Source organism: Streptomyces sp. NPDC093089, from assembly GCF_044754405.1.
Lineage (GTDB): Bacteria > Actinomycetota > Actinomycetes > Streptomycetales > Streptomycetaceae > Streptomyces.
The window spans coordinates 26,182-51,180 of sequence record NZ_JBIVPA010000006.1; the positions used below are offsets into that span (position 1 = coordinate 26,182).

At 71.2% G+C, this 24,999-nt stretch carries 27 protein-coding genes and 8 pseudogenes; 13 read left to right on the forward strand and 22 right to left on the reverse strand.

Annotation, left to right across the window (positions count from 1 at the left end; all coding sequences use genetic code 11):
* Nucleotides 1-3 precede the first annotated feature (3 nt).
* From htpX to ACIQFX_RS15310, 3 genes are all read left to right on the forward strand, one after another.
* Nucleotides 4-930, forward strand: coding sequence for a zinc metalloprotease HtpX (gene htpX / locus ACIQFX_RS15300; protein ID WP_398008759.1), 927 nt, complete (start codon nt 4-6; stop codon nt 928-930).
* Between the two features lie 19 nt (nt 931-949).
* Nucleotides 950-1,528: a hypothetical protein gene (locus tag ACIQFX_RS15305; RefSeq protein ID WP_402462938.1), complete on the forward strand. Its 579-nt coding sequence runs from the start codon at nt 950-952 to the stop codon at nt 1,526-1,528.
* Nucleotides 1,529-1,837: 309 nt separating this feature from the next.
* Nucleotides 1,838-2,044, forward strand: a complete 207-nt coding sequence (locus tag ACIQFX_RS15310) for a DUF1918 domain-containing protein (protein ID WP_402462940.1) — start codon at nt 1,838-1,840, stop codon at nt 2,042-2,044.
* A 97-nt stretch (nt 2,045-2,141) separates the two neighbouring features.
* On the opposite strand, the gene ACIQFX_RS15315 is transcribed toward ACIQFX_RS15310, so the two are convergent.
* Both ACIQFX_RS15315 and ACIQFX_RS15320 read right to left on the reverse strand, forming a co-directional pair.
* Nucleotides 2,142-2,774 carry a hypothetical protein gene (locus ACIQFX_RS15315; RefSeq protein ID WP_402462943.1) on the reverse strand — a complete coding sequence of 211 codons (633 nt, stop codon included), beginning with the start codon at nt 2,772-2,774 and terminating at the stop codon, nt 2,142-2,144.
* A 99-nt stretch (nt 2,775-2,873) separates the two neighbouring features.
* Nucleotides 2,874-3,338: an Hsp20/alpha crystallin family protein gene (locus ACIQFX_RS15320; protein WP_402462945.1), complete on the reverse strand. Its 465-nt coding sequence runs from the start codon at nt 3,336-3,338 to the stop codon at nt 2,874-2,876.
* Nucleotides 3,339-3,646: 308 nt separating this feature from the next.
* Here ACIQFX_RS15320 and ACIQFX_RS15325 point away from each other — a divergent pair, with 308 nt between their 5' ends.
* The 4 genes from ACIQFX_RS15325 to ACIQFX_RS15340 all read left to right on the forward strand — a co-directional run bounded on the left by ACIQFX_RS15325 (nt 3,647) and on the right by ACIQFX_RS15340 (nt 6,844).
* Nucleotides 3,647-4,513, forward strand: coding sequence for a universal stress protein (locus ACIQFX_RS15325; protein ID WP_402462948.1), 867 nt, complete (start codon nt 3,647-3,649; stop codon nt 4,511-4,513).
* A gap of 100 nt (nt 4,514-4,613) precedes the next feature.
* Nucleotides 4,614-6,086 (forward strand): AAA family ATPase, encoded by a 1,473-nt coding sequence (locus ACIQFX_RS15330; protein WP_402463828.1) that lies wholly within the window; start codon nt 4,614-4,616, stop codon nt 6,084-6,086.
* Between the two features lie 93 nt (nt 6,087-6,179).
* Complete coding sequence (locus tag ACIQFX_RS15335; protein WP_402462951.1) at nt 6,180-6,374, forward strand: hypothetical protein; 195 nt, start codon at nt 6,180-6,182, stop codon at nt 6,372-6,374.
* 11 nt (nt 6,375-6,385) lie between these two features.
* The gene (locus tag ACIQFX_RS15340; protein ID WP_402462954.1) at nt 6,386-6,844 is read left to right on the forward strand and encodes a cyclic nucleotide-binding/CBS domain-containing protein; all 459 of its coding nucleotides are present in this window, start codon (nt 6,386-6,388) and stop codon (nt 6,842-6,844) included.
* 19 nt (nt 6,845-6,863) lie between these two features.
* Here the strand turns inward: ACIQFX_RS15340 and ACIQFX_RS15345 are convergent.
* The 9 genes and pseudogenes from ACIQFX_RS15345 to ACIQFX_RS15385 form a co-directional block, all read right to left on the reverse strand.
* Nucleotides 6,864-7,305: pseudogene (locus ACIQFX_RS15345) on the reverse strand (RtcB family protein); the annotation flags it as partial.
* A 149-nt stretch (nt 7,306-7,454) separates the two neighbouring features.
* Nucleotides 7,455-7,739 (reverse strand): annotated as a pseudogene (locus tag ACIQFX_RS15350) (RtcB family protein); the annotation flags it as partial.
* 183 nt (nt 7,740-7,922) lie between these two features.
* Entirely contained in the window at nt 7,923-8,201 is a 279-nt protein-coding gene (locus ACIQFX_RS15355; RefSeq protein WP_402462957.1) for an archease, read from the reverse strand.
* A 192-nt stretch (nt 8,202-8,393) separates the two neighbouring features.
* Entirely contained in the window at nt 8,394-8,627 is a 234-nt protein-coding gene (locus tag ACIQFX_RS15360; RefSeq protein ID WP_402463831.1) for a CBS domain-containing protein, read from the reverse strand.
* Nucleotides 8,628-8,756: 129 nt separating this feature from the next.
* Nucleotides 8,757-8,810: pseudogene (locus ACIQFX_RS15365) on the reverse strand (hypothetical protein); the annotation flags it as partial.
* A gap of 47 nt (nt 8,811-8,857) precedes the next feature.
* Nucleotides 8,858-9,727: pseudogene (locus ACIQFX_RS15370) on the reverse strand (ATP-dependent metallopeptidase FtsH/Yme1/Tma family protein); the annotation flags it as partial.
* Nucleotides 9,728-10,084: 357 nt separating this feature from the next.
* Nucleotides 10,085-10,360 carry a CBS domain-containing protein gene (locus tag ACIQFX_RS15375; RefSeq protein ID WP_402463833.1) on the reverse strand — a complete coding sequence of 92 codons (276 nt, stop codon included), beginning with the start codon at nt 10,358-10,360 and terminating at the stop codon, nt 10,085-10,087.
* Nucleotides 10,361-10,462: 102 nt separating this feature from the next.
* Nucleotides 10,463-10,582, reverse strand: a pseudogene (locus ACIQFX_RS15380) (CBS domain-containing protein); the annotation flags it as partial.
* Nucleotides 10,583-10,601: 19 nt separating this feature from the next.
* Complete coding sequence (locus tag ACIQFX_RS15385; protein WP_402462960.1) at nt 10,602-10,883, reverse strand: hypothetical protein; 282 nt, start codon at nt 10,881-10,883, stop codon at nt 10,602-10,604.
* A 681-nt stretch (nt 10,884-11,564) separates the two neighbouring features.
* Here ACIQFX_RS15385 and ACIQFX_RS15390 point away from each other — a divergent pair.
* On the forward strand, nt 11,565-11,963 hold the full coding sequence (locus tag ACIQFX_RS15390; RefSeq protein WP_402462963.1) for a DUF302 domain-containing protein: 399 nt from the start codon (nt 11,565-11,567) through the stop codon (nt 11,961-11,963).
* Between the two features lie 62 nt (nt 11,964-12,025).
* On the opposite strand, the gene ACIQFX_RS15395 is transcribed toward ACIQFX_RS15390, so the two are convergent.
* The 3 genes from ACIQFX_RS15395 to ACIQFX_RS15405 all read right to left on the reverse strand — a co-directional run bounded on the left by ACIQFX_RS15395 (nt 12,026) and on the right by ACIQFX_RS15405 (nt 14,428).
* The gene (locus ACIQFX_RS15395; RefSeq protein WP_402462966.1) at nt 12,026-12,568 is read right to left on the reverse strand and encodes a flavodoxin domain-containing protein; all 543 of its coding nucleotides are present in this window, start codon (nt 12,566-12,568) and stop codon (nt 12,026-12,028) included.
* Nucleotides 12,569-12,832: 264 nt separating this feature from the next.
* A complete protein-coding gene (locus ACIQFX_RS15400) occupies nt 12,833-13,987 on the reverse strand; it encodes a site-2 protease family protein (RefSeq protein ID WP_402462969.1) in 1,155 nt (384 codons plus the stop codon).
* 162 nt (nt 13,988-14,149) lie between these two features.
* The gene (locus ACIQFX_RS15405; protein ID WP_402462971.1) at nt 14,150-14,428 is read right to left on the reverse strand and encodes a hypothetical protein; all 279 of its coding nucleotides are present in this window, start codon (nt 14,426-14,428) and stop codon (nt 14,150-14,152) included.
* 224 nt (nt 14,429-14,652) lie between these two features.
* Here ACIQFX_RS15405 and ACIQFX_RS15410 point away from each other — a divergent pair.
* Nucleotides 14,653-14,920, forward strand: a pseudogene (locus ACIQFX_RS15410) (IS5/IS1182 family transposase); the annotation flags it as partial.
* Here ACIQFX_RS15410 and ACIQFX_RS15415 read toward each other — a convergent pair.
* The 6 genes from ACIQFX_RS15415 to ACIQFX_RS15440 form a co-directional block, all read right to left on the reverse strand.
* The gene (locus tag ACIQFX_RS15415) at nt 14,868-15,695 is read right to left on the reverse strand and encodes a hypothetical protein (RefSeq protein ID WP_402463862.1); all 828 of its coding nucleotides are present in this window, start codon (nt 15,693-15,695) and stop codon (nt 14,868-14,870) included. The pseudogene ACIQFX_RS15410 and the gene ACIQFX_RS15415 sit on opposite strands and share 53 nt — an antisense overlap.
* Complete coding sequence (locus ACIQFX_RS15420) at nt 15,679-16,104, reverse strand: hypothetical protein (protein ID WP_402462973.1); 426 nt, start codon at nt 16,102-16,104, stop codon at nt 15,679-15,681. The genes ACIQFX_RS15415 and ACIQFX_RS15420 overlap by 17 nt, the downstream gene beginning before the upstream one ends.
* A 155-nt stretch (nt 16,105-16,259) precedes the next feature.
* Nucleotides 16,260-17,144 (reverse strand): universal stress protein, encoded by an 885-nt coding sequence (locus ACIQFX_RS15425; RefSeq protein ID WP_402462976.1) that lies wholly within the window; start codon nt 17,142-17,144, stop codon nt 16,260-16,262.
* 318 nt (nt 17,145-17,462) lie between these two features.
* Nucleotides 17,463-17,675 carry a CBS domain-containing protein gene (locus tag ACIQFX_RS15430; protein WP_402462979.1) on the reverse strand — a complete coding sequence of 71 codons (213 nt, stop codon included), beginning with the start codon at nt 17,673-17,675 and terminating at the stop codon, nt 17,463-17,465.
* A 258-nt stretch (nt 17,676-17,933) separates the two neighbouring features.
* Nucleotides 17,934-19,454 (reverse strand): ATP-binding protein, encoded by a 1,521-nt coding sequence (locus ACIQFX_RS15435; protein ID WP_402462981.1) that lies wholly within the window; start codon nt 19,452-19,454, stop codon nt 17,934-17,936.
* A gap of 198 nt (nt 19,455-19,652) precedes the next feature.
* Complete coding sequence (locus ACIQFX_RS15440; RefSeq protein WP_402462984.1) at nt 19,653-19,934, reverse strand: STAS domain-containing protein; 282 nt, start codon at nt 19,932-19,934, stop codon at nt 19,653-19,655.
* Nucleotides 19,935-20,315: 381 nt separating this feature from the next.
* Between ACIQFX_RS15440 and ACIQFX_RS15445 the strand changes: the two are divergent.
* The 4 genes and pseudogenes from ACIQFX_RS15445 to ACIQFX_RS15460 all read left to right on the forward strand — a co-directional run bounded on the left by ACIQFX_RS15445 (nt 20,316) and on the right by ACIQFX_RS15460 (nt 24,346).
* Nucleotides 20,316-20,995: pseudogene (locus tag ACIQFX_RS15445) on the forward strand (response regulator).
* Between the two features lie 274 nt (nt 20,996-21,269).
* Complete coding sequence (locus ACIQFX_RS15450) at nt 21,270-22,265, forward strand: Acg family FMN-binding oxidoreductase (protein WP_402462986.1); 996 nt, start codon at nt 21,270-21,272, stop codon at nt 22,263-22,265.
* Between the two features lie 156 nt (nt 22,266-22,421).
* A complete protein-coding gene (locus ACIQFX_RS15455) occupies nt 22,422-23,759 on the forward strand; it encodes a nicotinate phosphoribosyltransferase (RefSeq protein ID WP_402462989.1) in 1,338 nt (445 codons plus the stop codon).
* Nucleotides 23,756-24,346: a CBS domain-containing protein gene (locus tag ACIQFX_RS15460; RefSeq protein ID WP_402462992.1), complete on the forward strand. Its 591-nt coding sequence runs from the start codon at nt 23,756-23,758 to the stop codon at nt 24,344-24,346. The genes ACIQFX_RS15455 and ACIQFX_RS15460 overlap by 4 nt, the downstream gene beginning before the upstream one ends.
* 162 nt (nt 24,347-24,508) lie before the next feature.
* On the opposite strand, the gene ACIQFX_RS15465 is transcribed toward ACIQFX_RS15460, so the two are convergent.
* Complete coding sequence (locus ACIQFX_RS15465) at nt 24,509-24,622, reverse strand: PEP/pyruvate-binding domain-containing protein (protein WP_402462995.1); 114 nt, start codon at nt 24,620-24,622, stop codon at nt 24,509-24,511.
* 85 nt (nt 24,623-24,707) lie between these two features.
* A pseudogene (locus ACIQFX_RS15470) lies at nt 24,708-24,878 on the reverse strand (hypothetical protein); the annotation flags it as partial.
* Nucleotides 24,879-24,999 lie beyond the last annotated feature (121 nt).

Here is a 24,999-nt window from a genome sequence, read left to right on the forward strand (position 1 = left end):
GTGATGCGAAGCCGCTTCGAGCCCGACCGGCAGCTGACCGCCCGCATGGTGGTCACGATGTTCCTGCTCGGGCTGGTGTACGTGGCGTTCATCGCCGCGCTGATCGTGCTGCTCAAGTCCGTCGTCCTGGTGGTCCTCATCGCCGCGGCGCTGCTGGGCGCGCAGTTCTGGTACTCCGACCGGATCGCCCTGTACGCCATGCACGGCCGCCTCGTCACACCTGAGGAGCAGCCACGGCTGCACGGGGTCATCGACCGGCTGTGCGCCACCGCGGACATGCCCAAACCCCGGGTCGCCGTCTCCGACATGGACCTCCCCAACGCGTTCGCCACCGGCCGCAACGCCGACAACGCCGTCGTCTGCGTGACCACCGGCCTCATGCGCCGTCTGGAGACCGAAGAACTCGAGGGCGTCCTCGCCCACGAGCTCTCCCACGTCGCACACCGCGATGTCGCCGTGATCACCATCGCCTCGTTCCTGGGCGTGATCGCCGGACTCGTCGTCCGCTTCGCCTTCTACTCCCAGCTGTTCGGAGGACGCGACCAGCGCGACCAGAACACCGCCGTCGTCTTCATGGCCGTGATGACGGTCTCCGCCCTCGTCTACGCCATCAGCTTCCTGCTCATCCGGGCCCTGTCCCGGTATCGCGAACTGGCCGCCGACCGCGCCGCGGCGATGCTGACCGGAAAGCCGTCCGTCCTGGCGTCGGCGCTGACCAAGGTCAGCGGCGACATCGCCCGCATCCCCACCCGGGACCTGCGCACCGCGCAGGCGTTCAACGCGTTCTTCTTCACCCCCGCCCTCGGGCCCGGCACGACCGTGGCGCACCTGTTCTCCACCCACCCCACCCTGGAACGCCGTATCGAGGCACTCGCGGAGATCTCCGCGCAGCTGGGCGAGGCAGGCGGCGAACCGCACGCCGGGGCGTGAGGAGAAGGAGCTGGTACCCATGGGATTCCTGGACGTCCTGTTCGGCCGGTCCAAGCCGGTCAAGCCCGACCTGGACCAGCTCTTCGGCCTTCCCTCAGCGGCGATCACCCTTCAGGCAGCCGTCGGCTTCACCCCGACCGGAGCGGGCTCGGTCTGCTTCGCCGCCATCGAGGGCGGGGCGTTCGCACAGGTCCAGCAGGAGGTACGTGCCCTCCTCGGTGCGGACTTCGAACGCGGAGGCGCGCCGGTGGAGTTCAGCCGCGACGCCTACGGATATTCGTGGCTGCTCTCCCGCCGCGACCCCGGCGACCTGACCAGCCTGGTCAACGATCTGCACGCGGTGAACACCGCCCTTCAGGACAGCGGCTTCGGCCCACAACTGCTCTGCTCCCTGGTGACCTTCCACGACGCCGAGCTGCGTTCCCTCGCGCTCGTCTATCTCTACAAGCGCGGCACCTTCTACCCGTTCGCTCCGCTGCCCGGAGACAGGCGCGACAATCCGCTGGAACTCCAGGTCAAGGCCGTGGTCAAAGACGATCTACGGATCGAGAAGGACCTGACCCGCTGGTTCCCGCTCTGGGGCGCCCCCGGCCTATGAGGAGCGAGCCTGTCCGATCGAGGAAGGTGCCCACAAGGAAAGTCGCATGGTCGCTCCCGAGAGGGGCTCTCGGCGCCACCTGCCACCATGCCCGTGATGCCGCCGCACCGAGGCACGTTCGGGTTGGCGTCGCGGTTCGTTCCAACTCCAGGGTGCGCCTGCTTCACGAGCCCCGCCCGCCCTGCGGAACGAGCCGTTCGCGCCCCCCTCGTCCCCTGGAGGTACCCGAGCGGCCCTTCACCACGAGCTGCCTGCCGGGGTCGTCCTGATCAAAGACAAGGACTGCGGCAACGAACGAGGTGAGCGTTGGTGAAAGCGCACGAAGGTGACGTGCTGCGATTCACCGGCCGAACCGTAGGCACGCCCGAACACCGTGCCACCGTCGTGAAAGGGCTCGGCCCCGACGGCGAAGCGCCCCATCGAGCGCGCTACGAGGACGGCCACGACGCAGAGATCCGTCCCGGCCCAGCATGCGTGATCGAGACCCGTCCGGTACGCGATCCCTCATCCGGGTAGCCCCACCGCGAGCGGCGGTGGCCGGCTTCACCGACTGCGGCTATCAGGGTTGTCGGCTGTCGAGGACACCACACGATGGCCATGGCTCCGGCCCGGTTCAGGTACGTCGACGGTGGGTCCACAGCGGCTCCACGACCGCCCACTCGCTGTCCCATTCGTCCAGGGTGGCGGCCTCGGTGCGCCGCAGGCGCAGGCCGACCACGCCGGCGGCGGTCAGGGCGAGCGTCCCGGCGACGAGGGTGCCGCCGGCGACGGCGCTGAACTGTCCTTCGGCCGTACTGCGCGGGGCGCGGGTGACCGCCCCGGCGTCGTCGACCCAGATCGTCTTCGTGGTGCCTTCGGCGGTACGGGGCTGGACGGCGACCTTGCCGGTGCGCGGTGTGCCGTCGGGGGCGCGCCAGGAGGCGTCGACGAGCACGGGGGGTGTGGCGAAGCGGGCCGCCGTCGACGAGCCGTTGGCGCGGGCAAGGGTGGTCGCGGTGGTCTCGTGGCGGTGGCCTGCCTCGTCGCGGGCGGTTCGTGCCGCGTCGCTCCACATGCGGGCACCCGCGATCACGCCGCAGGTCAAGGGGATGAGCATGGCGAGGGCGAGGCCGACGTGCCAGCGGGTGCGGGTCCGGTCGCAGGGGCGGCGCAGGGGGTTGACGTCCGGACCGGCAGGGTCGCCGTTGCGGCCGTCGTGCCAGGGCCGCTGCGGCTGCCCGGGGGGCGGTGTCGCTCCGTCGCGCATGACGGGCCTCCAGGTGGGACGGCCCCACCGGGCCCGCACGGGCTCAGCGGGGTGCGGTGGTTTCGGCCCCGAGGGGTGGATCCGGGACCTGGCCGGGCTTCATCTGGCGGATTCCGCTTCGTCGGATCCCCCTGCACGGGTCACGGGAACGGTGCGGGCGCGGCTCTCCTGGGGCTGCCGGACGGCGATGCTGACGGTGAGGATGCCGTCGGCGTACTCGGCCTTCACGTCCTCGGGGTCGATCACCTCCGGCAGGCGCACCGCGCGCTCGAAGGAGCCGTAGCGGAACTCGGAGTGGTCCTTCGTCTCGCTGCTCTCCTCGTGCTCGGCGCTGACCTTGAGCACGTCGCCGTCCACAGTGATCGTGACGTCCTCGTCCGGGTCCACGCCGGGCAGCTCCGCCTTCAGCACGTACCGTCCCTCACCGCTCGCCACCTCGATAGGGATGGCGTGCCGGTCGAAAGCCGTGCGCCACATCGGGAAGCGGGGTAGGTCGCCGAACCAGTCCCTGACGTCGGGGAACTCGGGGAAGAAGCTGCGGCGACGTTCCATGCCAGTTGACATGATCGTTCGCTCCTTGCGTCGTGGATCCACCTGTCATCCCCACCCTGGCGCCCGTCGGCGCGCTCTCCGAGTGCCGGACGGGCCCGAGAAGGGGCCGAACGGGGCACGGCTTCCAGGGACCTACCAGCCCCTCCGGCTCACAGCTGCAACGTCACAGCGCTCCCGAGCCGGGTCACGTCGCGGCCCACATGCGCGGCAGGACGATCTGGGGTACTCCTCGAATGAGAGGAAGGGGCGTGCTTCGGCCCTCGGTCGCCGACGCTTGCGCGTCCCTTCCTGCCGCGTCGTTCGAGAGTGAGGCAGTTGCCATGGAGCCAGTCGTCACGGTCGGCCTGGACGGCTCGCCCGAGAGCCTGGCGGCCGCTCACTGGGCCGCCGACGAGGCCGAGCGGCGCAAGGTCACGCTGCGCCTGATGCATGCCTGGCCCATGCTCGCGCCCGAGCCGGTCCGCGCCGCATCGGAGATCGATCAGAACTACTGGGCGAAGCGGCTCGTGCACCACGCGCAGGCGGAACTCCAGGCCCGCCACCCGGGCCTCCTGATCGTCGGCAACCTGGTCGCCGACGACGCGCAGGACGCCCTGCTGAAGGCGGCATCGGAGTCCGAGCTGACCGTGCTGGGTTCGCTCGGCCTGACGTCCTCCGAGAGCTACTTCCTCGGCTCCGTCAGTATGGCCGTCGTGGCTCGGGCCACGCGGCCCGTGGTCCTGGTCCGTGCCGGGGCCCGTGAACAGGGCCCGTCGCCCGCCCCGCGTGGCGTCGCGGTCGCGCTGAAACTGCACGGCCAGTGTGACGACCTGCTCGCCTTCGCCTTCGATGCTGCCGCGGCCCGCGGTGTGCCCCTCCAGGTCGTCCACGGCCGAAGTTTGCCGCTCCACGCGCACACCCCTTGGGGCGTGGATCACGACGTCGCCAAGGAGATCACGGAGGATGCGCAGAAGCAGCTGGCTCAGGTCCTCCGCCCCTGGCGCGAGAAGTTCCCCGGCGTGGAGCCGGTCGACGCGATCCGCCTCGCAAGCCCCGCCGAGGCCGTCGTGCGCGCCGCCGAGGGGGCCGAACTGCTGGTCGTCGGCCGGCGCAAGCACCGTCCCGCCCTCGCACCACGCCTCGGTCCAGTGGCCCAGGCGGCCCTGCACCACGCGCGCTGCCCTGTCGCCGTCGTCCCCCATGACTGAGCCGACCCCGTTGAACGAGCTGATCGCGACGGTGCGCCAGGAGCACGCTGCCACGCCCCGGCCGGGCGCCTCTGACATCGGCGCGCTCCTGCGGGCGGAGGTGCGCGAGACCCATACCGCGGTCGTGTTCTTCGTCGGCGACCGTGCCTACAAGTTCAAGAAGCCGGTCGACCTGACGTTCCTGGACTACACCACCGTGGAGGCACGGCGGGTCGCGTGTGAGCGGGAAGTCGCGCTCAACCGCCGCTTCGCCCCGGATGTCTATCTGGGTGTGGGCGAGATCCGGGGCCCTGGCGCGGAGGCGCCCGAGCCTCTCGTGGCGATGCGCCGCATGCCGGCGGAGCGCCGCCTGTCCCGGCTCGTACGGGAGGGCGCGACTGTCGACGATGCCCTGCGGGCCGTCGCACGACTGCTTGTCACCCGCCACACGAGCGCACCCCACACGCCGGAGGTGGACGCGCAGGGCACACGCGACGCCCTGTCGTCACGCTGGGAAGCAAGCTTCGCGCAGGTCCGTGCGGTGGACGGAGAAGGCCGCGTACCCGAGGGCGTGGCGGAGATCGAGCAGCTGGTCCGCCGCTATCTCGCCGGACGTGAGCAGTTGTTCGACATGCGCATCGAGCAGGGCCGGATCGTCGACGGACACGGCGACCTGCTCGCCGACGACATCTTCTGCCTCGACGACGGTCCCCGTGTCCTGGACTGTCTGGAGTTCGACGACCACCTGCGCTTCGTCGACGGTCTCGACGACGCCGCCTTCCTCGCCATGGACCTGGAGCAGCTCGATGCCCCGGATCTGGCGGCGTTCTTCCTCGCCTGCTACAGCGAGCACTCCGGCGATCCCGCACCGCCCTCGCTGCGGCACCACTTCGTCGCCTATCGCGCGTTCGTCCGTGCCAAGGTCTCCTTGATCCAGGCACACCAAGGCGCGCCGGACGCCGGCCTCGCCGCACGGCGACTGATCACGACGACCCTGCGTCACCTGCGCACCTCCGCCGTCGGCCTGACCCTCGTCGGAGGGCTCCCCGGCAGCGGGAAGTCCACCCTCTCCGGCGCACTCGCCGACCGCCTGGGCGTCACACTCCTCAGCAGCGACCGCCTCCGCAAAGAACTCGCGGGCATCCCGGCGGAGCAGCCCGCTTCCGCCCCCTACGGCGAGGGCCTGTACACACCCGAGTGGACCGCCACCACCTACGCGGCCCTGCTGGAACGCGCAGCCACCCTGCTGTCCCGCGGCGAGTCCGTCGTCCTGGACGCCACCTGGTCGAGCGCCGGACAGCGCGAAGCGGCCCAGCGCGTGGCTGAACGCACCCATGCCGACCTCGTGGCCCTGCATTGCCAGGTCCCGGACGAGATGACGGCGGCCCGCCTGGAACACCGTGCCGCCGGACCGTCCGACGCCGGCCTCGACGTGGCCACCGCCATCGCGGCGCGAGAGCCTCCGTGGACAGGAGCCATCACGATCGACACCAGTGGTCCCTTGGAAGCCGCGGTCTCCCAAGCGCTGACGGTCGTACGCCCGCACGACACCGGCCCCCTCGTCTTCCGCCGCCCCTACATGGAGCCGGGATAGCAGCGAAGGACGCCGATGCGACCGACCCGCAGCACGACTCACCCCATCGACCGGGAGAGCCCGCTCCCCCGTTCACCGCAAGAAGGAGACGTAATGACCGAGAACATCACCCCGAACGAGCACGAGAGGCTGCGCACCCTGGAGGCCCAGGTGCAGGTCCTGGCTCAGGCTGTCAGAGCGCTCGCCGAAGGGCTGGAGCAGATCCCCTCGGAGGACACCGACAGGGAGAAGCAGGCGTCTCGCGGCGCCCGGCTGGCACACGAGCTGCTCCTGTCCCAGGGACTGTAGGAACCAGGCCGATGAAGGTCTCCGAAGCGATGAGCCATCCGGCGGTGTCCGTGCCCACGAGGACACCGCTGAGACAAGTCGCCCGAGAGATGGCCGAGTACGGGGTCGGTTCCATGATCGTCACCGAGGGCGACACACTCCGAGGCATCGTTACCGACCGCGACCTCGCGCTGGCCGCTCTCGTAAGAAGTCTCGACGCGGACGAGATGATCGATTCGGTGATGACCTCGCCCGTGATCACGGTTGACGTCACCGACGACATCCACGTGGCCTACCGAACCTTCCGCAGGTCCGGGTTCCGTCGCCTCCCCGTCCTGGACGGTCACCGGGTCGTGGGCGTCCTGACCGTGGACGACATGCTCATCGACGTCTTCCAACGGTTGGCCGACCTCCTGGGCCCGGTCGCCTGGAGCGTCCTGGAGGAACCACCCGGGCCGCCCTCCGCGGACCCCCGCCCACGCGGGGCCTGACAGCGGGACGCCTGGTTGCTCATCCCTTGACGACCCCGAGCGGTACCAGCCGGGCGAGCCCCGCGCCCTCCGTGGCGACGGCCACGGCGTCGACGTCCTTGTAGGCATCGGGCGCCTCCTCGGCAAGCGCACGCCAGGACTTCGGCCGTACAGCGATGCCGTGCGATTCCAGCTCCTCGTGCAGTTGCTCGCCGCGGACGCGGCGCCTGGTGGCGGCTCCAGACGCGGCCGGCGCCGTGGGCGGAGGACCAGAAGGCGGCGTTGCCGACGACGCCGGCCCTCACGTACGAGGCCGTGCCCATGGTGCCGGGCAGAAGCACGGGCTGCCCGACCTCCGCCAGGTCGTCCCGCAGGTCCGGGCGTCCGGGCGGCAGAGCCCGGGTGGCACCCTTGAGGTGGACGCACAACCGGCGCCGTACCCCGTCCACATCGTGCGTCTCGATCTTCGCCATGCTGTGGGAGACGTCGTAGACGAGGTCGAGGCCCGCCCCTGCGACGACGGTGAAGGCGTGGCGCGCGGCCTCGGTGAGCTATTGGGGGTTGGCGCGTCCCCGTAGTTGGCGGCGGCGGCCATCGCCCCCAGATGGGCGCTGCCCGGCGTGGAGACGGCGGGCGCGCAGGCCAACTGCCGGTCCGGCAGCTCGATGCCGAAGGAGCGCAGGGACTGGTCCATGACACGGACGTGATCGCTGCACACCTGGTGCCCCAGGCCGCGCGAACCACAGTGGATCATGACGCACACCTGACCTGTGTGCAGCCCGAAGGCGGTCTCGGTGGGCTCGTCGTACACCCGGTCCACGGCCTGCACCTCCAGGAAGTGGTTGGCGTAGCCCCGGGCGGGAGCGTGGACGGGCCCGACGCGTTCCTCGCTGGCTTCGACCGGGCGAGAAGTCACGGGTGAAGTTCGCCATCGGCACCGACGCCCACTCCGTCCCCGGCTCGCCTGACTCCGCTACGGCGTCGGCACGGCTCAACGCGGATGGCTCAGCCCCGACGACGTCGTCAACACCTGGCCGCTGCGGCGGCTGCGGTGATTCCCGCGCAAAGACCGGACGGACCGAGCGAGCTGAATGCGCACTCACACGTCGAGCGTCACCGAGCAGGTCCAGCCGTCCTGCCCACGGTTCAGCGCCAGTCCGTGCAGCGTGACGGCCTTCGGGGCGGCACCCGTCACCGGAGGCGACCCGGCGTCGGCCATCTGGAAGACGCCCTTCACGCCGCCGTCGACGGGGGCGAGTTCCACGTCGACCGGGACCTCGCCCTCCGTGTCCAGCCGGTAGACGACCTCGTCCAAGAGCGCGACCAGCACGCCCTCGTCCCGCTCCGCCCGTACTTCCACGTCCCGCCGGGCGGACACCCGCCGCCCCCGTCAAGTCCAGGAACGACGCGCAGACGCCTCGTACGGCCTGCGCCAGGCACTCCTCCCGGGTGGGGCCCATGCCTCCACCCGCAAATCCGTCGTATGCGGCACATCGCGAAACCCACTGCGGCCAGCCGCGGGGTCCGGTCCCTTCACGCCCCTGTCTCCCTCGCGCGTCGCGTCCGGCAGTCAGGGAAAGGCCGTGCCACGGTAGCCCCGCCGGGGCGGCAGCCCGGGCAACACCGTGCCGGTCTGGGGACGCCGGTCCGCCGGCTCCTCCCGCACCGGATGACCGGCCAGGGCCGCGACGATGTCGACCGCCGTCAGCACCCCGGCAAGATGCCCGTCCTCGGCAAGCGCCGGAAGGGCATCGGCGCCGGTGTACGTCATCATGTCGACCGCGTGGCGTACGGTCTGCTCCACGTGCACGAGCACCGGCCCGTGGCCCCGAAGGAGTTCATCCACCCGAACCTGCGACAGCGAAACGGCGGGAGCACCACACGCGACCGCCACATCAGCCCTCTCCAGCAAGCCGGCACAGCGACCGTCCGGACGCACCACCGGAAGGTGACGGCACCCCGACCGTTCCAACAGCTCCCACGCCACGACGGCTGCCGACGGCTGCCGTCGGCGTCGATCTCGTCGATCTCGTCGATCTCGTCGATCTCGTCGATGAAGATGATCGAGGGTGCCCGCTTGCGTGCCTCGGTGAACAGGTCGCGCACGCGGGAGGCGCCGACCCCGACGAGCATCTCCACGAACGCGGAACCGGTCACCGACAGGAACGGGACTTCCGCCTCACCGGCCACCGCGCGGGCGATGAGGGTCTTGCCGGTGCCCGGCGGACCGACCATGATCACACCCCGCGGTCCTTTGGCGCCCGCGGCGGCGTAGCGCTCGGGGTTGCGCAGGAAGTCGACGATCTCGCCGATCTCCTGCTTGACGCCCTCGTAGCCGGCGACGTCCTCGAAGCGAGTCGTCGGACGCCCGGTCTCGATGATCTTGGCGCGGGCCCGACCGGTCGCCCCGAGGCCCCCGGTCACCGCCCCGGCCGCCCTGCGGCCGGCCCAGAGGAACAGGCCGACGATGGCCAGCACGGGCAGGAACAGCACCAGCAGGGTCCCCCAGGGGCTGCCGCCGGTCCGGGAGGCGGTGATCTCCACTTTCCCGGACTGCAACTGCTGCTCCAGGCGGCTGTTGTCCAGGGCCGTGGGGATCCGGGTGGTGAACTTCCCGCCGTCCTTGAGGGTTCCGCTGATCGCGCCCGTCTCCTTGATGTCGACCGTCTTGACCTGGCCGGTGCCCACTCTGCCGAGGAAGTCGCTGTACGACAGCGTCGCGCCTTGCTGGGAGGGGACGCGCAGCAGGACCACGAGCAGGAGGACCAAGGTGGCGATGGGCAGCAGCCAGCGCGTCCACGAGGGCTTCGGCGAGGGCTCCGACGGCTTGGGCGGCTCACGCGGAGTGCCTGATTTCGCCGAGCGCGACAGATGCCGGCCTGAGAGAAGGACTGATGTGATCACCGGACGACTCCCTTGACGGAAAGACGGCCCCCAGGCGAGGCGGTTCCCGGATTCGAAGAGGAGGGCGGATCGCGGGTGAGCGTCCCGCTTCAAAAATCAACGCCCTCTCCGCCATCGGCACGAGCGAGCCACCACGTGGGCCGCTTCCCTCCTCGGGCTACCGCACGTTCCCGGCGGAGAGGCCGCCCGACCAGCAACAGGGGGACGGACACACATGGGAGAAGGGTGCGCGCACCGACGTGTGCAGGCCCCCCACCCACCGGTGCTCAGCCGTCGCGTACCGTCAACTCGTCGAGGACGTCGGTCATCGGGTCGAGCCCTTTCACCTCGGCGAGCAGCCGCCCCCTTCGTCGCCCGTCACGGAGCCACGAAGGCGGACCACTCCCTGCTGGACCGTGGCCTCCACCGTGTCGGCAACCTCGGGAAGACCTGCCTGATGCGGCCCCGCACGCCCTCGAGGATGGTCGCGTCGTCCCCGAGCAGGGCGTCCAGCAGGGTGTGCCGGTGAACGGAGCCCACCGGCCGCCCGTCCGGCTCCGCCACGGGAACGTGCTTGAGTCGGGACAGGGCCATCAGCCAGGCGGCCTCGGAGACCGTCGTGTCCGGCTGGACGGTGACGGCAGGGCTGGTCATGAGGGGCTCGGCCGTCTCCTCGCCCGGCTCGGCCGTGGGCCTGGTCTCCCGTACCTGGCTCGCCGCGCTGGGCCGGTGCGTCCGTGCGGCGACCGCGGCGAGCGGGTCGGCCTCGGACACGACACCCGTGACCCGGCCGTCGGCGACGGCGACGGGCAGCGACCCCGTCTCGTGCTCCGACAGCGCGCGGACGATGCCGGGCAGGGTGGTGTCCCCGGCGACCGGCGGCGGGGCGCGGTCATCAGATCGCGTACGAGGAGGGCGGTACGGGGGGCCTGGGCAGCGGGCCGAGACGTCTTGGCGGCGGACACGTTCGCGATCGCGCCGGCGTAGCGCAGCAGGGCGTCACGGGCCGCTCCATCGCCGGGTTCGCGTAGCGGGTCAGCTTCACCCGGGCGAAGAGCACCGGCCCCGGTGCCTGGCCGAACACGGCCCGCACCTTGTCCCGGGCATAGTCGGCGTCCTCGGCGGACACACCACCCCGGGTCTCCACCTGCACGTCCACGAGGGGTTGTGACGCCATTCGTTTCATGATGGCCTCCGCTGTGAGGAGGAGTTCGCGTGGCCTGCATGCCCCCACGTCTCCTGGTCGAGCAGGGGTTCATCAGCCGGCCGGAACGCCGGGGCTGCTTGCCCCGGGGACTTTTCATGCCATGTGCAGAGGGCCAGTGGCCCGTCGTACGCGGGTCCCTTCGATGCCACCAGGCCGGGGAGCTCGGTTCCAGCCACCAGCCCTCACTCGTCATCCGGTCTTTCTTCGATCCACGAGACTCGCAGCGGGCCGAACGGTCCTTCCCGGGGGCTACAGGTCCGCCTATCGGATCGGTGCGACGACGACTCGCAGCACGATCAGTCCTGAGAATCATCGTTTCGCGGAGGTGAACCGCGACCCGTACATCGCGGGTCCGCCGGCGGGGAAGGCGTGCGGCGGCGGTCCGGCACATCGAAAGCGGCAGCGCCGGACCACACCGTACGCCACCGATGTGCGACGCCCCTGTCGAGTCCGCGTACGGGCAGGCGGCGAACAGAAGAGCCGGAGCGAACCGCATGGCCACCGCCGGGGTGGTTCGCCTCCGGACGAGTGCGGTCAGGGCATCATGCTGTTGGTCGCGGCCCGGCCCGGGCCGCCCGTACAGCAGCACGACGACCGGGGCCGGACATGTGCCGACGAGGTCGTCATCATCGGAACAGTGAGGTGGAGAGCATGCCGTACGACCGCACCGTCAAGCCGGCAGGGACCTTCGAGGCGACCGTGGAGGCCGTTCGCCGTGCACTGGCGGAGCAGGGCTTCGGCATCCTGACCGAGATCGACGTCCAGGCCACGCTCAAGGCGAAGCTCGACCACGACATGGAGCCCTACCTGATCCTCGGGGCGTGCAATCCCCCGCTCGCCCGACAGGCGCTGGACGCCGACCGCTCGGTCGGGCTGCTCCTGCCCTGCAATGTCGTGGTCCGCACCGACGGCGACCAGGTGATCGTGCAGGCGATCGACCCCTCCACCATGGTCGCTCTCACCGGCGTCGACGCCATGGCCCCGGTCGCGGACGAGGCTACCCGCCGCCTCGACGCCGCACTCGCCTCCCTCGCGGAAGGCGGTGCGTGAGCGGGCGAACACCGTGCCGGCCGACCTGCCCTCCGCGAGGGCCTGTCGGCCGTGGGAGGCCGTCAGTCTGCGGGGCCGCGTGCGGGCAGGGCCGTGAGTTGCCTTGCGATGTCGTCCGCCCATGCCTCGACCGCCGCCCAGTCCCGGTGGTCTCCGTAACGACAGCCGAGCAGACGGAAGAGCACAGCCCCCTTGCGGTCCAGGTGTTCGCGCCGGATCACGCCCGAGAAGCGCCGATGCTCCCGGGGACGGACGACGTCGACGAGCGCGGCGACACGCGGCTGCACGGCACGGTCGGCCAGCAGGCGCAAGAGCCTGGGCAGGGCGGCGGACATCCCGACGCTGAACATCCACACCGGCTGCTCACGCAACCCCTCGGCGCCGACCCGGACGGCGGCTTCCGCCGTCGGCAGCCAGGCTCCGTCATGAACCGCGCTTCCCATGACGAACGCGTCAGCCCGCGGGAGCCCCTGCCCGCCGAGGGCGGAGGCCAGCTCCCGCACGTCGACATGGTGACCGTGAGTTCTCAGGCGAGCGCCGATCCGTGAGGCGATCTCCTGCGTGGAGTGATGCTCGGAGGCGTACAGGACGCGTACAAATACCATGGTTCTGCCTCCGTGTCTGGGATCCGCCGCGAAGGCGGCGGCACTAAGCGGAAGAAGTAGGACCCGGGAAGTCCTCTCCGGAGGGCCGCGCAGGCGGCCGCCGCATCAGCCCGGACTGCCTGCGGCTCTTCCATGATCGCCTCCTAGGTCGCATGAGTCCGGACACGCAGAGGCGGACGTCCCACGTGCGGGATCGGCGTTTCCTGATCCATCGGCAGGACAGTGCACGCGTTCGCCGGACCTCTGCACGCCGACGTAGGGGCATTACGCACCCCGGCCTCCACCGCGGCCGCGCGGGACGCTCGTCATCAGCCACGTGACCGTGCGGCTGACGTCCGACGCGGAGACGATGCCGACCAGCCTCTTCCGGTCGAGCACCAGGGCCCGATGCTCGGCGCCCGGCTGCATGCGCGGCAGCAGATCCGCCAGGGGATCGTCCGCGCCGACGACCGTGACCTCCGTCAGCGGCAGCATGACCCGCTCCACCGTCACGGCGTGCTGCCGGTCCTCCGGCACCTTCCTGGCCAAGTCCAGAGTCATGAGGCCGACGGGCGCGGAGCCGTCGCCGGTCACCGGAAAGGCCGAATGGCGAAACCGGTAGTGCGGGTCGGCCAGGAAGGCCGCCACCGTGAGGCCGACGGGAACCGTGACCGGATCCGGTGTCATGGCCTGCCGTACCGGAATGCCGGCGAGAACGGCACGCAGCTGTGCCTGCTGCCCCTCCGTGGTGGCCGCGGCAACCAGGAACCAGCCGATCATCGCCAGCCACAGTCCGCCGAAGACGTCTCCCCGCACGAACAGGAACAGTCCCACCACCGTCAGGAACCAGCCGAAAGCGCGACCGGCCGCCGTCGCGCCCGCGGTCGCGCGCAGCCGGTCTCCCGTACGCCACCACAGGAAGGCACGCAGCAGGCGCCCGCCGTCCAACGGAGCGGCCGGAACGACGTTGAACGCCGCCAGCAGGATGTTGATCGCCGCGAGCCAGGCCAGCGCCTCGACGGCCAGCCCCGGCGCGGCCGTCGTGTCGAGCAGCCACGCGGCAAGCGTGAAGAACCCGCCCAGAACGAGGCTGACCAGGGGACCGACGCCCGCGATCCGCAGCTCCGCCGCCGGGTTCGGGGCCTCCGCCTTGAGCCGTGCCACACCGCCGAGCAGCCACAGGACGATGTCGTCCACCTCGACCCCGTTACGCCGGGCGACGATCGCGTGCGCCAGCTCGTGCGCGAGCAGAGAAGCGAAGAAGACCACGGCGGTCAGGATCCCTGCCGCCCAGTACGCCGGCCAGCCGTGGCCCGGGTGCGCCTCGGGCAGACGGCCCTCCGCGAGCCCGAGGGCGATCACGGCGAGAATGAGCAGAACGCTCCAGTGGACTCCGATCCGGACCCCTGCGATCCGTCCCAGAACGAACGTCGGCCGCATGGTGCTCTCCCAACGTCAGATGCGTGACGGGTCCACAGTCGCCGCGTCCCCCTCTACGGAGGCCGACGTCTGCGGACAAACTCCTCGTGCTCGGCCTGCTCCGGGATCTGTCCGGTCCCGCCGTCGGGGGCACCGCGTGCCGTGGGTGACCGCGTGCTCGCGCTACGCAAAACGCTTGGCTTCGGCCACCTCGTCCGGTGCCGCTACGCCGGCCGGCTTGCCCAGGTCGAATGCCGATACGGGCTTGGGGGCGGGCCGCGCCGTGGCGGCGGCGGTCGCTTCGCGCGCGAGGAACCGCAGTCCGGGCTCGCCCGTGCCGATCAGCCGGCCGAACCGGAAGAGGACGCCCCGCTCGTACTGCCGGACGATACGTACCGCCATCGCGAGCGTGATCAATACCAGGACGACCAGCACCACCACGACGGTGATCAGAACGGTCATGCCCCGCTCCCAAGCAGGATGCGCTGCGGCGAGCGGCCGTCAGAACGAAGCATCGCCTGAGCCGGGCGTCTGTGGCGCAGAACCGTTTCCCGGTCCCCCTGCGAGGCTGCCCCACTGGAGCCGCCGTACGGTAGGGCCGACAGGGCCTGTATCGCCGCCGCCCGGCCCCGTGGCCGGGCGGCGGCAGGGGGCGAACTGGAAGGTCCGGGATGCGCGACGGCTGGCGAGGCGCTCGGCCGGTCCCGCGGTGGGCTGACCAGAAGGCCAACCGGGTGCGGCGCGGTCAGGCCGGCGGCAGGCCGCCGGCCTTCGACCGCGAGCTCTACAAGGCACGCAACGTGGTCGAACGCTGCTTCAACCGCCTCAAGCAGTTCCGCGATCGCCACCCGCTTCGACGAACTCGCCGACCGCTACAAGGCCGGACTCCACCTCGCCGCACTCATCCTCTGGCTCCGCGAACCCACCCAGGATCGTTTGTCAGACAGAACCTAGGGATGTGGGCACCCGGGATCATGGTGCTGGCCCCCCAGGACCGCCCACCAGCGGGCCTCCGCCCGCCCCAGGTCCCCCGGCCGTCGACGCCTTCCACGGCCCATCGGGCTCCGGCGGGCAGCCGGTCGCGGAATTCGCGGAATCCCGATGCCTTCAGAACCTGGTCTCCCAGGACGTCCGCGGCGCGGAGCCGTACCGGCGTCGGCAGGACGCGGCCACGGACGAACATCTCGCGGGCCGTCAACAGGGCGACCCTGCCCTCGGCCCACGTACGGGCGGGCCCTACCTCCGCGGTCCGCGCGGCGGCGGCGATACGCATGCCGACGGACACGGTCCAGGCGGTTCCGGCACCGGGATCGCCCCGGAGCGAGGCGGCGAGCACCCGGCGGACGGCGTCTGCGGAATCGGCCCGCTCGAGTCGTCGCCAGGCCGTGCCGAGCGCACCGAGACGGTAGGCCTGCGGAGGGGGCGACGCGCCGGAGAAGGATCTGAGGAGTGCCTCGACGTTGGCGATCTCGAAGCCTGCGGCGAGCAGGCGCGCGCCAGCGGGTGGCAGCCACCCGGCGAGGACCCGCAGATTCCACAGCAGCGCCGAGGCGACCCCGCGCTGCGCGTCGGCGAGCGAGGAGTCCGCGGCGGCGGCCTCTCGGTAGGACGAGTCGGCAAGGCCGCGCAGGGCATGGGCGAGGGATGCGCTCGCGGCCAGCTCCTGGGCGGCGGCTGCCCCAGTCGCTGGGACGTCAGAGCTCTGGCCCTGATCACACCGGCGAGCCACCCGACGCCCATGCGTCGCTCCCTGAACCGTCTGGGCGGCCGAGAGCGTACTCGGCCACGCGGTCGGCGAGACCGGGGATCCGCTCGCCGGCCCGCGTGCGCACCTGCTCCGCCGCGCTCCGGCCGGCCGCGAGAAGGGCGATCTCCTCGCGGCGGGCCGCGACCAGCGCGGAAGCCACGGCTTCCGCCCGCACCCGACCTGCCTGTTCCTGGGCGCCGGCCACGAGGTCGGCGGCCCGTCTGGCAGCCGCCCGTACGAGGGCCGCGGCCTCGTCCCCGGCTCTGGCGCGGATCTCCGACGCCTCCTCCTGGACGCCCGTGAACCGGGAAAGCACCGGACCGAGTTCCGCGGCGGGATCGACCGTCCGGTCGGCGGGCACGGCGACGACGGCCGCACCGGGCGCGCCCACAAGCCGGAACCGTGCGAGGAAGGCCCGAAGTCACATCCGGCGACCTCCTCTCTCACTTCGCTTCCAATCGCCACCCCCCGCTCCAGCTGTCGCCTCGAACCGCGACCTGGACCGGGGGCGGGTCGTCCGGACCGACGCCGGAGCGAGCCACTGGATCAGCGCGCACCGGGCTGGTGCACCACGGCGACCGGGCAGTGCGCGTGGTGCAGCACCGCCTGGCTCACCGAGCCCAGCAGCAGGCCCGCGAAACCACCGCGTCCCCGTGCGCCGACGACCAGGAGTGGCGCGGTGCCGCTTGCCTCGATCAGAGCCTCACGAGTGCCGCCGCGAGTCACCCGGAGCTCGACCGGGACGTCCGGGTACCGCTCCCGGTGACCCGCGAGCGCCTCGGCGAGCAGACGCTCCTCGGCCTGGGCGAGCATGCCCGGACCGCTCGCGTACGGTTCGACTGGATCCTGCGGCGGGGGCATAGGGGCGTTCCACGTGGTCCAGGCGTGCAGGGCCACGAGGCCCACACCGCGCAGCGCGGCCTCCGCGAACGCGAAATCCACCGCTGCCGCACCCGCCTGAGAGCCGTCGACCGCCAGCACGATCGGCCCGGTCGACTCCGACCGGTCCCGCACGACGAGCACGGGACATCGGCCGTGCGCTGCCAGGTGCACCGCCGTGGAGCCCACCAGCAGTCCCACGAACCCTCCCATGCCCCGGGACCCGACGACCACCAGCTCCGCCGCACGCGACTGTGCCTCCAGCACCGTCACCGGCTCCCCGACCACCACGGCATCGGTGACATCCACCGACGGCGCCACCGTCCTGGCCCGTTCCACCGCCTCAGCCAGCAGGCCCTCTGACATCTTCCGGATCTCGCCCTCGGCCGGCATCGGCAGGGCCTGCCACAAGGGCATACGCGCCACCGGCCAGTGGAAGGCATGGACGATCCGCAGCCCCGCATCTCGCCACCGGGCCTCCCTGGCCGCCGCCTCGACGGCGCCAAGGCTCGACGCCGAACCGTCCGCTCCCACGATCACCAGACCACTCACGGCGCTCCTCCGCTCAGCCCCCCCATGTCAAGCCTCACCCCGGCGACGCTCGACGGCCACAGAGGAAACCGACCGGCAGATCCTCCTGATGTCGTGGACCGGCGACGCGAGTCGACCCGCCGCAGCCCGGAGCCGGTGGCCGGCTGCGGGCTGCGGGCTGCGGGCTGCGGGCTGCGGGCTGCGGGCTGCGGGCTGCGGGCTGCGGGCTGCGGGCTGCGGGCTGCGGGCTGCGGCGCACGGTCGGGGCTGGTCCCCGAATCCCTCGCTCCCCCGAGGACCAGCCACGTCCCTGCCGACAGTGTCGGGGGCCGTGACCTGTCAGGCGCAGACGGCCTCGACGAACTTCCCGACCTGCTGCTCGTCCAGGTGCCTGGCGAGATCCGCCTCGCTGATCATGCCGACGAGCCGGTGGTCGTCGATCACCGGGACGCGGCGGATGCGGTGCTCCCGCATGGTCTGCAGCACCTGCTCGCTGTCGGTGTCCGCGTCGACGGTGATCGGCTTGCCCTGGGCGAGGTGGCCGGCTGTCATGTGGCGGGGGTCCTTGTCCTTGGCGAGCCCCCTGTCATGGGCGGTCGCCCGCTTCTTTCGGCGTAGTTCCGGGTCGTCAGAGGAAGAGGGCGCTCACACGAACGGTGTGCACCGGTCGCTTGGGACGTGCTCTGATCGTCTTCACCGGGGCATACGCCGCCACGCTCCGTGTGGGAAGCTCGCCGCTCGGGATCCCCCGCCGGCCGGACCGGACCTTGGCCCCGGTCTCCCGTGTGGAGGGCGGCTGTGCCCTGTCGGTCACGGACGTCCTCCTTCCTCCGCGGTGCGCGGCCACGGTCCGTCGCCGTACACCTGCTCGGGTGATACGAGGAGCACCTCCCCGTTCGCCTCGGCGTCCCTCAGCGCCGGTCCGAAGCCCGCGGCTCCGTAGCAGGCGAGGCGGGTCTGGCCGGCGTCCTCGCCGAGAGCGGCGAGGTGCGCCCGATGGTCGCGCAGCCGTTCGAGGTGGGGCGTGTCCATGGGACGCGACCAGGAGACCAAGCCGATCGACAGCAGCGGACCGGGGCGGCGGCCTGATCGGCCGCGCACCACGACGTCCATGATCGCCGCCTCACCGGTGGTATGGGGCAGGGAGCCCGACAGTGCGGATTCCGGCACGTCTCCGAAGAGCTCCGCCGCAGCGAACCGGGCCGCCCACTCCCGGCATATCTGAGCGAAATGCGGGCCCGCCACGTCTCTTTCGAACACGGACCGGGCCTGCCGCCAGATCTCGTCGATCTCCGTGGCACCCGCGTCCACGAGGTCGGAGCGGTGAGGGCGGATCACGGCGTGGTCGAAGGCCAGCAGCGGTTCGGCAATGCGGTAGTGGATCAGCCCCGGCTGGAAGGCGTCGGGTTCGCCGCGTACCAAGCCGCGCTCTTCGAGGTGGGACAGGATGTGCGGTACATCCGTCGCCGGCCGGTCGAGGAAATCGGCGATCTCGCCGGGCGTGGAGCGGCCGGCGGCGAGCGCGGCCACGGTGGAGTGGCATGCGGCGATGTCCCATCCGTCCGGTACCCGGTCGAGGATGTGCCCGGCCTTCCAGAACAGCGGCAGGCGCGGGCTGAGCACGCACTCGCGTATCCACCGGTCGAAGTCGGCGAAGCCGGCGGGGGGTCGTTCGCCTGCGGGGTCGAAGCGGAAAGCCACGCTGCCACCGACAACGGCGTGTACGCGCAGCGCGAGCGCGAGGTCGTCGATCGCCCACAGTTCTCGTGCCTGCCGGTAGTCCAGGGGGGCCATCTCCACGACCTGGTCCACCCACCTGGCGGAGGCACTGAGCAGCCGGCTCATCACCGGTGTCGTACTGCCGCAGAGCAGCAGCCGGAGCCGGGAGGAACTGTCTGGGCCGTCACCCAGCCGATGACACACCTCGTTGATCGTGGCCGGGAGCCCTGGGCTCTGCCGCACGACCTCGGGGAATCCGTCGATGACGACCAACGCGGTCGGGCCAGGCCCCGCGGCCGCCAGCGTGAGCAGCGCGTCCCTCCATCCCGTCCAGTGAGGTGCCCGTGCGAGATCGGCATGGCGCGCGTACTGCTGGGCGAGCGCGCGCAGGGTCTCGGCCTGAGCGGCCTCCTGGCCGCTGAAGTAGAACCCGCCCGTCGCACGGGCCAGGGCCTTGAGAAGGAACGACTTGCCGTGCCCTCGTGGACCGGTGACGACACCGATCGCGGGCCTGGGACGCGGATCGTCGACGAACGCGACAAGCCTGTCCCACTCGGCCTCACGGTCGTAGAGCCCCTGAGGCCGGTCGACAGGGGTGCTCAGAGCTCCCACGGTTCTCTCCCCCTTCCCAGGACACCTCTCGTGCCTGTGGACGACCCGAAGACCGGGGCGAGGAGAGGGGGTCTTCGCCCCGTGCATCTCACGATACGAGCCGGGGAACAGACCGTGAGGGCCCGATCGGCCCCTGTGGGAACCCGTTTGGCCCCTCCCCGAGCGCCGCCCGTGCATGCCGCCCTGGCTGCCGGCCGCTCACGAGACGCTCGCGTCCAGGAGTCGCTGGGCGTCGGCACCGAGCCCGGTGAGCACGAAGTCGACGCCGACATTCCTGCACATACGGTGGGTGCGGACGAGGGCACTCAGAGTAGCGGGTGAGGGCTCGGTCAGCGGGACGTCCACGAGCACCTGCGTGGGACGGTGCGCCTGGACCAAGCCCTGGAGCGCACGCGCGACCGCAGCGCGGTTGGTGATGTCCAGGTCGCGACGGAGCGTGACCCGGAGGGTGTCTCCGTCCACGCTGTGACTGATGATCACGAGGTCCTCCCTTCCGTGGCGGAACGACGCCACTCGGCCATGCCGATCGGATGGCCCCTCGGCTGTCCCGGAGTCGAGCCGCGGGGCTCACGGAGATCCGGTGCGCGCGCGGTGAGCGGAGACAGACGCCCTCCAAGAGTGGCCCCCGACGAAGACGAACGCACCCGCGCCCGTCGGGTTCGTTCACAGCCCGACGGCACGGGCGGGCCGCACCACACGGTCGATGACCTGGGCATCAGGGGGCATCTTGGTGGCGCCCCTCGCTCCGACCACTGCTGCCGGGCGACGACGGCCGAGCGGGCCGCTTCCGCCGTGGGCGCGACCGATGCTCCTGAGACAATCGGGGCACAGCTTCTCGCCGTCCGTCGACTGGGGTCCGGCATGGCCGGCGTCCTCACTCCACCCGCCCGGGTCTTCCTCGTGGACGACCACGAGGTCGTACTCCGAGGCGTGCGTGACCTGATCAACGACGAGCCGGACATGGAGGTGGTCGGGGAGGCTTCGTCGGCCGAGCAGGCACTGGCCCGCGGGCCTGCACTGCGACCCGATGTCGCCGTTCTCGACGTACGGCTGCCGGACGGGAACGGTGTCTCGGTGTGCCGCGAACTGCGTTGCCGGGTACCGGGACTCGCCTGTCTGATGCTGACCTCGTTCGACGACGAGGAGGCTCTGCTGGACGCGATCATGGCGGGGGCCTCCGGCTACGTCCTCAAGCAGATCAAAGGCTCCGACCTGGTCGCGGCGATACGGACGGTGGCCGCGGGCGCGTCGAAGTTGGATCCAGCCACTACGGCTCGCCTCATGAGCACCCTGCGCGGCCCTCAGGCCGGGAAGCCGCCGGAGGACGAACACCTGGCCGTGCTGAGGAGCGCGAACACACGGTGCTCGACCTGGTCGGCGAGGGACCGACCAATCATGAGATCGCCAAGCGTCTGCACCTGTCGGAAAAGACGGTCAAGAACCACATCTCACGCCTCCTCGGCAAGCTGGGCGTCGAGCGGCGCGTGCAAGCCGCGGTGATCGCCGCCGGGGCACACGAGCACGACGCGCCACACCTCTGACGCAGACAGTCACCGTGGCGGCATCGCCTACCGTCCAGCCGGGTGCCGGACGGCTTTCTCGGCTACACCGGCAGCTCACCGCCCAAGAATTGCCGTGCGCTCGGCAAGGTTCCTCAGACCTCTGCACCTGCCACCCTCCGGAACGCCGGCACCGTTCGGCCACGGCCCAGGACCGTTCGGCCCTGTTCCAGCGGCAGCAGCCGCGCGGAAGGTGAGGGGTGGTGACCACCTCGCCGGTTCCGTAGCGAACCACCACTGGAGAGGACGAACCGCCATGACGCTCCACCGTCCCGACGCGGCGCTGGTGACCTCGCTCGTCGAGGACTCGGTGACCGCCCCCTCCCTGCAGAACGCCCAGCCGTGGCGATTCCTCCACCGGGTGAACGGCGAGACCATCGAGGTGTACGGCGACCCCGCGCGTACGCTGCCAGAAGCCGACCCTCAGCACCGCGCCCTCCACCTGGGGTGTGGTGCCGCCGTCCTCAACATGCGGGTGGGGGCGGCCTGGCGGGGCTGGGGGACGTCCGTACGGCACTTGCCCGACCCCGACAGCCCCTTGTTCCTCGCGGAGGTGACGCTCCACAAGGCCACCGACCCCGTCATGGACGACGCCCTCGCCGTCCTTCAGCCGGTGCTGCGCCGCCGCCGCACCAGCCGCTTCCCTTACACCGACGAACGCGTCCCGCAGGCGGTTCTCGACGCACTGCGGTCCGCTGCCCTGCTCGAAGGCAGCCGGCTGCTCACACCCGGCCCTTGGCACACCGACACCGTGCTCGACCTCGTACACGACTCCGAGCTGTTCGAGGCCATGGACACGGGTCTGCGTGCCGAGCTCGCCTCCTGGGTCCACACCGGGGCCGGCAGGCCCGGCTCGGTGCCCGAAGGAATCCCGCCTTATGCCATCGGGCCACGGAAACACGGGACGAGTGCCCCCGTGCGGGAGTTCGACGCACCACGGCGCGTCACGGGCCGCGAGTCGGCGCGGTTCGAGGAGCGGCCGCAGATCCTCCTGCTCGGCACCGAGGACGACCGGCCCGCGGACTGGCTACGGGCCGGCCAGGCCATGCAGCGCGTACTGCTCCAGGCCGCCTTGGACGGCCTCGCCACATCCGTGATCTCCCAGCCACTGGAGTGGCCGGAGCTGCGGGCGGTCACGCGGGATCCGCGCTCGACGGTGGGCTACGTGCACATGATCATCCGCATCGGATACGGCCCCGCCGGCCAGGCCACGCCCCGCAGACCCGTGGCAGACGTGCTCGACTTCGTCTGAGCGAAATCCCTCCTCCGGTCGACGGAGCCGGAGGGTCAGCCCCAGGAGGCACGCCTTGAACACCCCGAGAACGGCACGAAGTGAGCCAGGGGTGGACGGCCCCGTCGATGTGCGGTGCCGCCCCGCAACTTACGGACACGACAGGAGCTGAGTGGCGTGTCGAACGTGACGACTGTGGACCTCTACGAGGTCACCATGGCCCTCTCCTACCTCCGCGAGGGCATGCGATCACCTGCCACGTTCAGCCTCTTCGTACGGGATCTCCCGCCGGGGCGGGGATTTCTCGTCGCCGCCGGCCTGGAGCCCGCGCTCGACTACCTCTCGGGCTTCACGGTCGGCCCGGCGGACGTCAGGGACTTCGCCGAAGTGCTGCACCGCCGGGAGCAGGACCTGCACCCGCTCGTCGGGCTCCGTTTCGACGGCGAGGTGCGGGCCCTACCGGAGGGAACGATCGTCCTCGCCGACGAGCCGCTCCTCGAGGTGACCGCACCGCTGCCGCAGGCACAGCTCGTCGAGACGTATCTCCTCTCACTGATCTGCCACCAGACCGCCGTCGCCTCGAAGGCCGCGCGCTGCGTGCTCGCGGCCTCGGGACGTCCGGTGGTCGACTTCTCGCTGCGCCGCAGCCACGGCCCGCAGGCCGGCCTGGCCTCGGCACGCCTCGGAGCACTGGTGGGGTTCGCGGGCACGAGCAACGTGGCCGCAGCCATCCGTTATGGAATCCCGGCGTCCGGCACGATGGCCCACTCGTACGTCGAGGCGTTCCCGAACGAGCTCGACGCCTTCCGCGCCTTCGCCCGGGCACACCCCGGGCCCGTCACGCTGCTCGTCGACACCTACGACACCGAGCGCGGCACCCGGACCGCCGCGCGCGTCCTGAACGAGCTGGGCGCTGCGGACGGATGCGCGATCCGCCTCGACAGCGGCGACCTCGGCACGCTCGCCCGGCGCGCCCGCGCCATTCTCGACGAGGCGGGACTGCCGCGGGTGCGGATCATCGCCAGCGGCGGCCTCGACGAATACGCGGTCGACGCCCTCGTACGGTCCGGCGCGCCGATCGACGTGTACGCCGTCGGCACGAAGATGGGCGTTTCCGCCGACGCCCCGTACCTCGACGCGGCCTACAAGCTCGTCGCGTACGACGGACGCCCGGTCATGAAGCTGTCGTCCCACAAGGTCACCGCTCCCGCGCCCAAGCAGGTCTTCCGCCGACCGGACCTCCAGGACGTCGTCGGACTGCGCGACGAGCCGGTCCCTGCCGGCGCGGAGCCACTGCTGCGGACCGTGATGCGAAACGGTCGCAGGATCGGGCCGCGCCCCTCCCTCGCCACCGCGCGCTCCCATTGCGAGAAGGACCTCGAACAGGTACCGGAGGCGGCGCGCCGCATCGACAAACCGCTGGCACCGGTGGCCTCCGTGTCGCCGCGTCTGGCGGCCCTGACGGACAAGGTGAGGCGGCGCATCGCCACAACGACCGGGAGTGACACTTCATGAGGCACCGCAGCGTCGCCGATCTGATGACCCCCACCTCGGTGAGCGTCCGCCCCGACACCTCCCTGAAGGAGATCGCCCGGCTGCTCGACGAGTTCGATATCACCGCCGTGTGCGTCGTCGACGAGGCGAACCACCCGCTCGGCGTGGTCTCCGAACGCGATCTCGTCCGCCGCCAGGCGGACGGCGGTGGAGGAAGCACCGCCGGGGAACTCATGACGAGCCCCGCCGTGGTGGCACGGCCCGAGTGGAGCGTGGTGCGCGCGGTCCGGATCATGGAGCGGCAGGGCGTCAAGCGGCTGCCGGTCGTGGACGAAGAGGGAGCGGTCCTGGGCGTTCTGAGCCGCAGTGACGTGGTTCAGCTGTTTCTGCGCCGCGATCGCGCGATCCAGGAGGAAATCGTCGAGGACGTCCTCACCCACACCCTGCGCCTGCCTCCCTCCGCCGTGAACGTCGAGGTCGCCGACGGCATAGTGACCCTCAGCGGCGTTCTGCCGCGCCGCGGTCTGACACCGGCAGTGGTCATGCGGCTGTGCGGCAGCGTGGACGGCGTCGCGGGTGTCGTCGACCGGCTGCGGTACGACGACTGAGGGCGGCGACGGCGGGGCCGGCACCGTTGGACGCACTGGCGAGGACGTCGCCGTGGCGGATAACCGTCACGTATGGCCACGATGCCCAGAGGTGTCTGGTGAGCGAACTCGCCTCGCCGACGGCGATGCCCTCGACGAGCGGGCTGGGCACGGGGGTGGCGATCAGGCGCAGCGGCACAGGGTGGTGGCGCGGCGGCGGGACTGCACGGTCTCGGGGCGGGCTTGGACGATCCAGAGCTCGCCGGTGAGGCAGTCCTCGGCCCATTCGAGGTCCATGGGGGCAGTCGTAGTGTTGCTCGACGGCGGCCGACTCGGCCAGGACGCGCGCGCCGCGTTCCGCGTCGGGAGTGTCGACAGTCCGGGTCGGACCGTCCTCGGCGTAGACGGCCTGGCGTCGCTGGGCCCCGATCCGCAGGTCGACGAGCGGATCGAGCACGGGCTCCTTGAGGCTCGGCTTGAAGGCCGTGTACTCGTCGGGGTCGACTTGGCCGCTGACGACGATCTCCCCCAGAGCCCTCGCTGAGGACCTCAGCGGCCCTGCCGAGGTGCCGTGAGCCGACCACGGCCAGGTCGGCGTGGGGCGTCCTGGCTGTGAGGACCGCCGCCGGGGTCCCGTCGGCGAGTTCCGCCTGGGTCGGCAGCCCGGGGCGCAG

Excerpts from the sequence above, each read along its gene's own strand:
- htpX (WP_398008759.1), top strand. The coding sequence starts at position 4 with ATGCGAAGCCGCTTCGAGCCCGACCGGCAGCTGACCGCCCGCATGGTG.
- ACIQFX_RS15305 (WP_402462938.1), top strand. The coding sequence starts at position 950 with ATGGGATTCCTGGACGTCCTGTTCGGCCGGTCCAAGCCGGTCAAGCCC.
- ACIQFX_RS15315 (WP_402462943.1), bottom strand. The coding sequence starts at position 2,774 with ATGCGCGACGGAGCGACACCGCCCCCCGGGCAGCCGCAGCGGCCCTGG.
- ACIQFX_RS15320 (WP_402462945.1), bottom strand. The coding sequence starts at position 3,338 with ATGTCAACTGGCATGGAACGTCGCCGCAGCTTCTTCCCCGAGTTCCCC.
- ACIQFX_RS15325 (WP_402462948.1), top strand. The coding sequence starts at position 3,647 with ATGGAGCCAGTCGTCACGGTCGGCCTGGACGGCTCGCCCGAGAGCCTG.
- ACIQFX_RS15335 (WP_402462951.1), top strand. The coding sequence starts at position 6,180 with ATGACCGAGAACATCACCCCGAACGAGCACGAGAGGCTGCGCACCCTG.
- ACIQFX_RS15340 (WP_402462954.1), top strand. The coding sequence starts at position 6,386 with ATGAAGGTCTCCGAAGCGATGAGCCATCCGGCGGTGTCCGTGCCCACG.
- ACIQFX_RS15375 (WP_402463833.1), bottom strand. The coding sequence starts at position 10,360 with ATGACCAGCCCTGCCGTCACCGTCCAGCCGGACACGACGGTCTCCGAG.
- ACIQFX_RS15385 (WP_402462960.1), bottom strand. The coding sequence starts at position 10,883 with ATGGCGTCACAACCCCTCGTGGACGTGCAGGTGGAGACCCGGGGTGGT.
- ACIQFX_RS15390 (WP_402462963.1), top strand. The coding sequence starts at position 11,565 with ATGCCGTACGACCGCACCGTCAAGCCGGCAGGGACCTTCGAGGCGACC.
- ACIQFX_RS15395 (WP_402462966.1), bottom strand. The coding sequence starts at position 12,568 with ATGGTATTTGTACGCGTCCTGTACGCCTCCGAGCATCACTCCACGCAG.
- ACIQFX_RS15400 (WP_402462969.1), bottom strand. The coding sequence starts at position 13,987 with ATGCGGCCGACGTTCGTTCTGGGACGGATCGCAGGGGTCCGGATCGGA.
- ACIQFX_RS15405 (WP_402462971.1), bottom strand. The coding sequence starts at position 14,428 with ATGACCGTTCTGATCACCGTCGTGGTGGTGCTGGTCGTCCTGGTATTG.
- ACIQFX_RS15430 (WP_402462979.1), bottom strand. The coding sequence starts at position 17,675 with ATGACAGCCGGCCACCTCGCCCAGGGCAAGCCGATCACCGTCGACGCG.
- ACIQFX_RS15450 (WP_402462986.1), top strand. The coding sequence starts at position 21,270 with ATGACGCTCCACCGTCCCGACGCGGCGCTGGTGACCTCGCTCGTCGAG.
- ACIQFX_RS15460 (WP_402462992.1), top strand. The coding sequence starts at position 23,756 with ATGAGGCACCGCAGCGTCGCCGATCTGATGACCCCCACCTCGGTGAGC.
- ACIQFX_RS15465 (WP_402462995.1), bottom strand. The coding sequence starts at position 24,622 with ATGGACCTCGAATGGGCCGAGGACTGCCTCACCGGCGAGCTCTGGATC.